The organism is Streptomyces sp. NPDC093221, from assembly GCF_044753885.1.
Lineage (GTDB): Bacteria > Actinomycetota > Actinomycetes > Streptomycetales > Streptomycetaceae > Actinacidiphila.
Genome location: NZ_JBIVOA010000008.1, coordinates 410544 through 417555, shown reverse-complemented (window position 1 = coordinate 417555; position 7012 = coordinate 410544). Strand labels below are relative to the sequence as shown.

The 7012-nt window shown below is 74.8% G+C and carries 5 protein-coding genes; all 5 read right to left on the bottom strand.

Features of this window, described 5'->3' with window-relative positions:
* Positions 1–87: 87 nt before the first annotated feature.
* The 5 genes from ACIQCJ_RS28300 to ACIQCJ_RS28280 all read right to left on the bottom strand — a co-directional run bounded on the left by ACIQCJ_RS28300 (position 88) and on the right by ACIQCJ_RS28280 (position 6645).
* Positions 88–1140, bottom strand: coding sequence for a M48 family metalloprotease (locus tag ACIQCJ_RS28300; protein ID WP_402712932.1), 1053 nt, complete (start codon positions 1138–1140; stop codon positions 88–90).
* Between the two features lie 215 nt (positions 1141–1355).
* Positions 1356–2636 carry a hypothetical protein gene (locus ACIQCJ_RS28295; RefSeq protein ID WP_402712931.1) on the bottom strand — a complete coding sequence of 427 codons (1281 nt, stop codon included), beginning with the start codon at positions 2634–2636 and terminating at the stop codon, positions 1356–1358.
* Between the two features lie 53 nt (positions 2637–2689).
* On the bottom strand, positions 2690–3748 hold the full coding sequence (locus ACIQCJ_RS28290) for an NlpC/P60 family protein (RefSeq protein WP_402712930.1): 1059 nt from the start codon (positions 3746–3748) through the stop codon (positions 2690–2692).
* Positions 3749–3972: 224 nt separating this feature from the next.
* Positions 3973–5001, bottom strand: a complete 1029-nt coding sequence (locus ACIQCJ_RS28285; protein ID WP_355334244.1) for an NlpC/P60 family protein — start codon at positions 4999–5001, stop codon at positions 3973–3975.
* A gap of 345 nt (positions 5002–5346) precedes the next feature.
* Complete coding sequence (locus tag ACIQCJ_RS28280; RefSeq protein WP_402712941.1) at positions 5347–6645, bottom strand: NYN domain-containing protein; 1299 nt, start codon at positions 6643–6645, stop codon at positions 5347–5349.
* Positions 6646–7012 lie beyond the last annotated feature (367 nt).

Here is a 7012-nt window from a genome sequence, read left to right as displayed (position 1 = left end):
CCACACCTACAACCACCACCGCACCCACACCGCACTCGGCGGCCAGCCACCCATCACCCGCGTCAACAACCCTCCAGGTCAATACACCTAGGGCCCGTCCTGCGGGGCGGCCGGGCGCCAGGCGCGGGCGGCGGCGATGCGTTCGGCGGGGGTGGGGTGGGTGCCGAACATCAGGTGCAGGGCGCGCGGCGGGTCGGGGTCGCCGATGTTCGCGATCGTCAGGCGGCGCTGCATCGCGATGAACTCGGCCGGGTCCGCGGTCAGTTCGAGGGCGTGCCGGTCGGCGCGCCGCTCGACCCCGCGGCTCACCGCGCAGCCCAGCGGCCCGGCGACGGCGCCGCCGACAGTGGCGACGGCCGCCAGCAGCCAGGCGGAGCGCGGGTCCGCGAAGTCGTCGGCGCCCGCGAGGTCGAGCAGGGGCCGCCAGGTCACCACGGCGGCCAGGACGCACACGCCGACGGCCGCGCCCAGCGCGCCGAGCGCGGTGCCGCGCGGCACGTCCCGGTGCACGACGTGGCCGAGTTCATGGGCGACCACCAGTTCCACCTCGCGCGGCTGCGCCGTGGTCAGCAGGGTGTCGTAGACGACGATGCGGCGGGTGCGGCCGAAGCCGGACACGTACGCGTTGAGCGCGGTCGTACGGCGCGAGGCGTCGGCGACCAGCACATCCTCGACGGTGACGCCGTCGCGGGCGGCGAGCGCCAGCAGGGCGTCCCTGAGGGGGCCCGGCTCCATCGGTGTGAAGCGGTTGAACAGCGGCTCGAAGATCATGGGCGCCGCCCAGGACATCAGGACGGTCAGCGCGGCGGCGCCGAGCGCGGCCCACGCCCACCAGTGGCCGGTCGCCCCGGCGAGGGCGTAGACGGCGAAGAGCGCGCCGAAGGTCAGCGGCAGCGAGATCAGCAGGCCGCGCAGCACGTCCGCCCACCACCCGCCCCAGCCCTGCGTCACCAGGCCGAACCGGCGGCGCACCTCGCGCCCGCGCGCCGCGAAGGGCAGCCCCAGCACCTCGGGCAGCAGCACCAGCGACACCGCCGCGCCCGCCACCCGGCCGCCCCACGTCCCGCCGCCGAACGCCGCGACCAGCCCCGCTCCCCCGGTCGTCAGCCCCAGCCCCAGCATCAGCCCCAGCGCTGCCACCCGCCCCCCGAGCGCGACCGGCCACACCCCCCGCCGCAAAGCCCGCGCCCGCCCGACCTCCTCCGCACTGAAGTCCCCCACCCCCGCAGCCGAAGACCCGGCATCCGCCGCAGGCGAAGATCCTGCTGGCGGCGGGGTGTGCGGGGGGCGTCCTGGGGCGGCGTTCGACGGAGGCGGGGGCCGGTGGGCCGGGGGGTCCGCGGCGGGGTCACGGGTCATGGCAGCTCCTGGTGGAGGTAGGCGCGCCAGCGGGCGGTGAAGGCGGGGAGGGTGGTGCCGAGAGTGGTGCGCAGGTGGGAGTCGACGGTGCCGCCGGAGGCGACGGCGCGGTAGAAGGCGACGAGCGCGTCCGGGGACCACTGGTCGGCGATCAGGCGGCAGGCGAGCCAGCCGCCCTCGTAGGCGCGGGAGAGGGTGTCGGCGTCGGCGGAGTGGAAGTCGGCGTCGGCGGGCAGCGCGGCGGGGACGCGGCCCGCGGCGACGGCGGCGGCCAGTTCCGGGGCGAGCTCGCGGGCGGTGCGGCCCGCCGTACGGTAGGCGGTCCAGTCGGCGGCGCCCTCGGAGAGCCACAGCGGGGTGCGGGCGGTGGTCCACGCGCGGGTGGCGACATGCGTGGTCTCGTGGGTGAGCACGGTCTGCCGGCCGAAGGCGGAGAGCCCGCTGAACGCCTCGGGGTTGATGATCACCCGGTCGGAGCCGACCCGCGCGCTGCCGCCGCCCTCCCCCGTGGTGACGGCGGCGATGTTGCGGTAATCGGCCGGGTCCGCGTCGGCCAGCGCGGCCATCTGGTCCAGCGTGCGCGGCACCTCGACCACCACCTTGCCCGACCACCCGGCGCCGCCCCAGGTCCGCCGGACCTCCGGCACCGCCCGGTCCACGTCCTCGGCGTAGCCGCGCAGCCCGGCGGCGTCGCCGAGCCCGAGCACCAGGCTGTCCGTGCCCCGCACCACCGTCACCCGGCCCTGGTCCCACAGCTGTACGGCGCCGCGGTGCCCGGACGCGGCGCCGTCGTCGTCCCCGGCCACGTACCAGCTCCCGCCCCGCCGGGACAGCGTCAGGTAGTCGGTCGCGGCGACCGGCGCCGCGTCGAATCCGCTGAGCCGGTACCGCAGTTGGACCTCGGCCGCGGCCCGTACCGTGCCGTCGGCGGTCGGCGGCAGGCCGAACGCGCCGGTCCGCACCAGCCGGTAGGACCAGTCGGCCAGCGGCACGTCCGCGATGTCGGTGAACATCGCCTTCTGCCGGTCGAGGAAGCGCGTCGCCCGCGGGTCGATCCCGGCGAGGAAGGCCGCCCGGTCGTGGTGCAGCACCGCGGCGGCCCGCCGGTCGAGCGCCTGCCGGATCCCGGCGTCGGTGGCGTCCGCCGTGGGCCGCCCGCCCGAGGCGGTCCCGCCGCACCCGGCGACGAGCGCCGCCAGCAGCGCCAGGGACAGGCCGAGCACCGCCGCCCGGACACGGGAAGCGGTCGGCGTACGTCGGAGGGGCGCCACGGCCATGGGCCCGATCGTACGGCCCCGAGGACGCCCCCCACGGCCGGGGCGCCGCGCCCTTACGGCCGGGTCACGGCCGTGATCGGCATCATGCCGACCGGGTCGTAGCGGACCCTGGCGCCGGGGTAGGGGGCGTGGATGACCTGGCCGCCGCCGACGTACATCGCGACATGGCTGGCGTCGCCGCGGTAGATCACCAGATCGCCGGGCCGCGCCTGGTCCAGCGGCACCCGCTGCCCGGCGTTCATCTGCTCCTGCGAGGTGCGCGGCAGGGCGACCCCGGCCCGTGCGTACGAGTACTGCATCAGGCCCGAGCAGTCGAAGGAGTTGGGCCCGGTGGCGCCCCAGACGTAAGGGGCGCCGACCATCTGGCGGGCGGCGGCCACGGCCATCGCGCCGCGCCCCGAGGCGGCGGGCAGATTCGGGATGGTCGGCAGGTCGGCGGTCGTACGGTCGCGGGAGGCGCGCCCGGCGTCCATGCCGGGCCGGTATCCGGCGCGCTGGGCGGCGGGCATCGCGTTGAGCAGCCGCTGGGCCTCGGCGAGCGCCCGCTGCACCGACCGCTTGCGGTCCTGGAGCACCGCCCCGGCCTTGTCCAGTTCGGCGAGCTTGCCCGCCGCCTGGGAGCGCTGCTGGAGCAACAGCCTCTCGGCCTCCTGGAGTTGGCGCAGTCGCCCGGCCTGCTGGGCGCTGAGCCGGTCCAAGGTGGTGGCCCGGTCCAGGTACTGGTCGGGGTCCGAGGACATCATCAGGGCGAGCGAGGGGTCGATGCCGCCGCTGCGGTACTGCTCGGAGGCGAGCGAACCCAGCTCCTGCCGCATGTCGTTGACCCGCTGCTGCCCCTCGGCGGCCCGGTCTTGAAGGGTGGTCAGGTCGGCGCGGAGCCGCTTGGCGTGCTCCTGCGCCGCGTTGTACTTCTCGGTGGCCTGCTCGGCCTGCTGGTAGAGGCGGTCGAGCCGGGACGCCGTGTCGGGTGCGCCCCCGCCGGGATCGGCCGAGGCGACCTGCGCCGCACCGCCGGACAGCGCCGCGGTGGCCGCGGCGGCCGCGGACAGCACGGTGACCCGGGTGGTGCGGGCGGCGAAGCCCGGCTGTGGGGAGCGTCGATGGGAAGCCACGGGAGCTGACAGTAGTCAGCGCGACGCGGAGAGTTCAAAGAAGGCGCGGCCCCCGCATCGCCGCGCCGCGCCTCCCGCCCAGGTCACACACCCGCACCGGGCGGCACCGGGCACTTGTTCATCACCCGAACGCCGTAGGAGTCCGAACGCCGTATGAACGCACCGGAGTCCGCGGGAGACTCCCGCGGACCCGTGAAATCGGTGAGGAACGACGCCGGAAGGCGTCAGATGCGGACGCCGAACTGGAACGGCATGTTGCCGATCGACTCGTAGCGCACCGAGGCGCCCGGCTTCGGCGCGTGCAGCACCATGCCGTTGCCCGCGTAGAGGCCGACGTGGTGGTAGTCGCCGTAGAAGATGACGAGGTCGCCGACGGCGAGCTGGGAGGTGGAGTAGATCCGGGTCCCGGCGTTCGCCTGGGCCTGCGAGGTGCGCGGTATCGTCACGCCGGCCTGGTTGTACGCCCACGAGGTGAGGCCGGAGCAGTCGAAGGAGCTGGGGCCCGAGGCGCCGTACACGTACGGCAGGCCGACCCTGGACTGCGCGGCGGAGAAGGCGGCGGCGGCGCGCTGCGAGGCGGGCTTCGCGTCGCCGAGGTCCACGCGGGTGGTGGAGCGGTTGGCGCGGGCGTCGGCGGCGGCGATGGACGCGCGCTGCGCGGCCGTCAGCGAGTTGAGGATCTGCTGGGCCTGGGCCAGCTTGTCCTTCGCCTCGGCCTTGCGCTTGGCCAGCTCGGTGCGGGTGGTCTGGAGCTCGGTCAGCTTGGCGGTCGCCTCGGCGCGCTGCTGGTCCAGGGTCCGCTTGGCGTCCTGGAGTTGGTGCAGCGAGTCGGTCTGGATCGACGTGAGCTGGTTGAGCGTGGTCGCCTGGTCCAGGTAGTTGTCCGGGTTGGACGACAGGAAGAGCTGGAGCGACGGGTCGATGCCACCGCTGCGGTACTGGGACGCGGCGATGGCGCCGAGGCCGTCCCTGAGCTGGTTCAGGTGCTGCTGCTGCCTGGCCACCTGGTCCTGGAGAGTGCCCGCCTCCTTCTGGAGGGTGTGCAGCTTCTCGTTGGCCCCGTCGTACTTCTCTGAGGCCTGCTCAGCCTGCTCGTACAGCGCGTCCACCTTCGCCTTGGCGTCCTTGACGGTCGGCTTGGCGGGGGCGGCCTGGGCCGCCTGGGAGGTGAGGGCCACCGCGGCTGCGGCGGTGGCGGTCAGCACGGTCACGCGCGTGCGGCTTGCCGGCTTGGGACGACGGTGGGACGCCACGAAGGCGAGCTCCTTCTTCCTTCAGCCGCCTACCGGTTGACTGGCGGGCGGCCCCCGGCGCGCCATCCGGATTGGATGATCGACTGCGCGGAGGTTCGACGCCCGACCTTAGTGACCTATCTGTGATCGGTTCAAATCCTTGTTGGCAAAATCTCGACCGGTTCGCACATTCTTTACGACCTTCGTACGCGCAGTGAGGGTGGATCAACGCTCCGTCGACGATGGCGCGTTCGCGAACCGAATACTCGAACGAATAGTGATCTGTTCGGTGGTTCGGTGCTGCGGCGGTGCGGCGACCGGGAGCCGGGGGCCGGAGGCGCGGGCGGCGCGAGCGGCAGGCGCGGTTCAGACGCGTGCGAGACGTTTCAGCAGCAGGACGGAGGCGACCGGGCGGGCGCCCGCCTTGGCCACGCCGTCGGCGACTTCGCGGTCCGCGGAGACCACCACGATCTGCCGGCCGGGCGGTTCCGCCCGCACCAGCCGCCGGATCAACTCGTCAGCGGTCTCACCGGCCTTGCTGAACAACACCCGCACCCCGCGCGGCGGCGCGAGCAGCACCGGCATGTCCAGGTCGGCGCCGTCGAAGACACAGGTGACCTCGGCGCCGCTCTGCGCGGCCAGCGCCGCGAGCCCGCCGAGCAGCCGCAGCCGCTGTTTCTCCAACGGCATCGACGGATAGCCGGTCTTGGTGACGTTGTAGCCGTCGACGACGAGGTGCGCCTGCGGCAGCGCGAGCAACTGGTCGAGCAGCGCCGGGTCGGTCTCGGACAGCGCGCGGGTGGCGATGTCGCGCGGGCTGAAGGCCCCGGGCGCGACCGCGTCCACCGTGTCGGCGGGGCGTACGCCCAGGGTGTCGCGCGGCGGCAGCGCCAGTTCACGGCGGAGCCCCGAGGCCGCGTCGAGGACGGTGTCCAGCAGCAGGCGCAGCCGTACGTCCTCGATGCTGCGGCCCTCACGGGCGGCGCGGCGGCCCGACTCGACCGCCGCCTCGGCCTCGGCGAGCCGGGTGCGCAGCCGCCGTGCCTCGCTCTCCGCGGCGGCCTTGTCCTGGGCGGCGGCGGCCCGCGCCTCGTCCAGTTCCGCCTGGATCTTGCGCTGGGCGGCCTCGGCGCGCTTGACGTCGCTGAGGGCGCTGCGCAGCTTGCGGTGCACCGAGTCGCCCTCCTTGCGGACGGCGTCCAGTTCGGCGCGGGCCCGTACGGCGTCCGAGCGCAGCTGCGTGTGCAGGCCCTGGACCTCCTCGCGGAGCTTGGCCAGTTCGCGCAGCGTCTCCTCGTCGGCCCGCTCGGCGTGCGCCCGTTGGGCCTCCTCGCCCGCGGTGGTGACAAGCTTGGCCCAGCCCGCGGGGCGCAGCAGATAGGCCGCGGCGGCCACGTCGAGCGGGTCCGCGGCGGGCGGCGGGGTGCCGGCGTCCAGCGCCCCGGTCAGCTCCGGCTGCGCCTCGCGCAGTTTGCCCGCGACCTTGTGCCGGAAGGCCGGGTCGCCCTCCAGCGCGGTGGCCAGCGCGGTGGCCGCGTATTTCACACGTCTGGACGGGGTGAAACGGGCGTACGGCCGCAGCGAGACCGGCAGTTCGGCGAAGGTGAACCCGCCGAAGGCGTCGGCGGCGACGGCGACGACGCGGTGGCGTACGCCTTCGGGCAGCGGCCGGTCGAGCGCGGGTTCATGAGCGGCGTCGTCATGAGCGGCGTCGTCATCGGCAGTGACACCGGTATCGGCGGGGTCGGCGGTATCACCGGGAGCGTCGGCGCCGGGGGCAGCGTTGCCGTCGGGAGCGCTGCCGGCGACGCTGCCGGTAGAGCCGTCGGGAGTGCCGCCGCCGTCACGGCCGGGCGGTGCTTCGGCGCCCGGTTCGTCGTCGGCCCGCGGTGTGTCGGGGTCCTGCGCCGCGGCGCCGGACGCGTCGGCGCCCGGCCCGTCGGCGGCATCCGTCTCGGACCCCCTCGCCTCGGCCCGCGGAAAGCCGCCGATACCGTCCACCAGTCACTCCCGTCCGGTTACACGGCGCCTC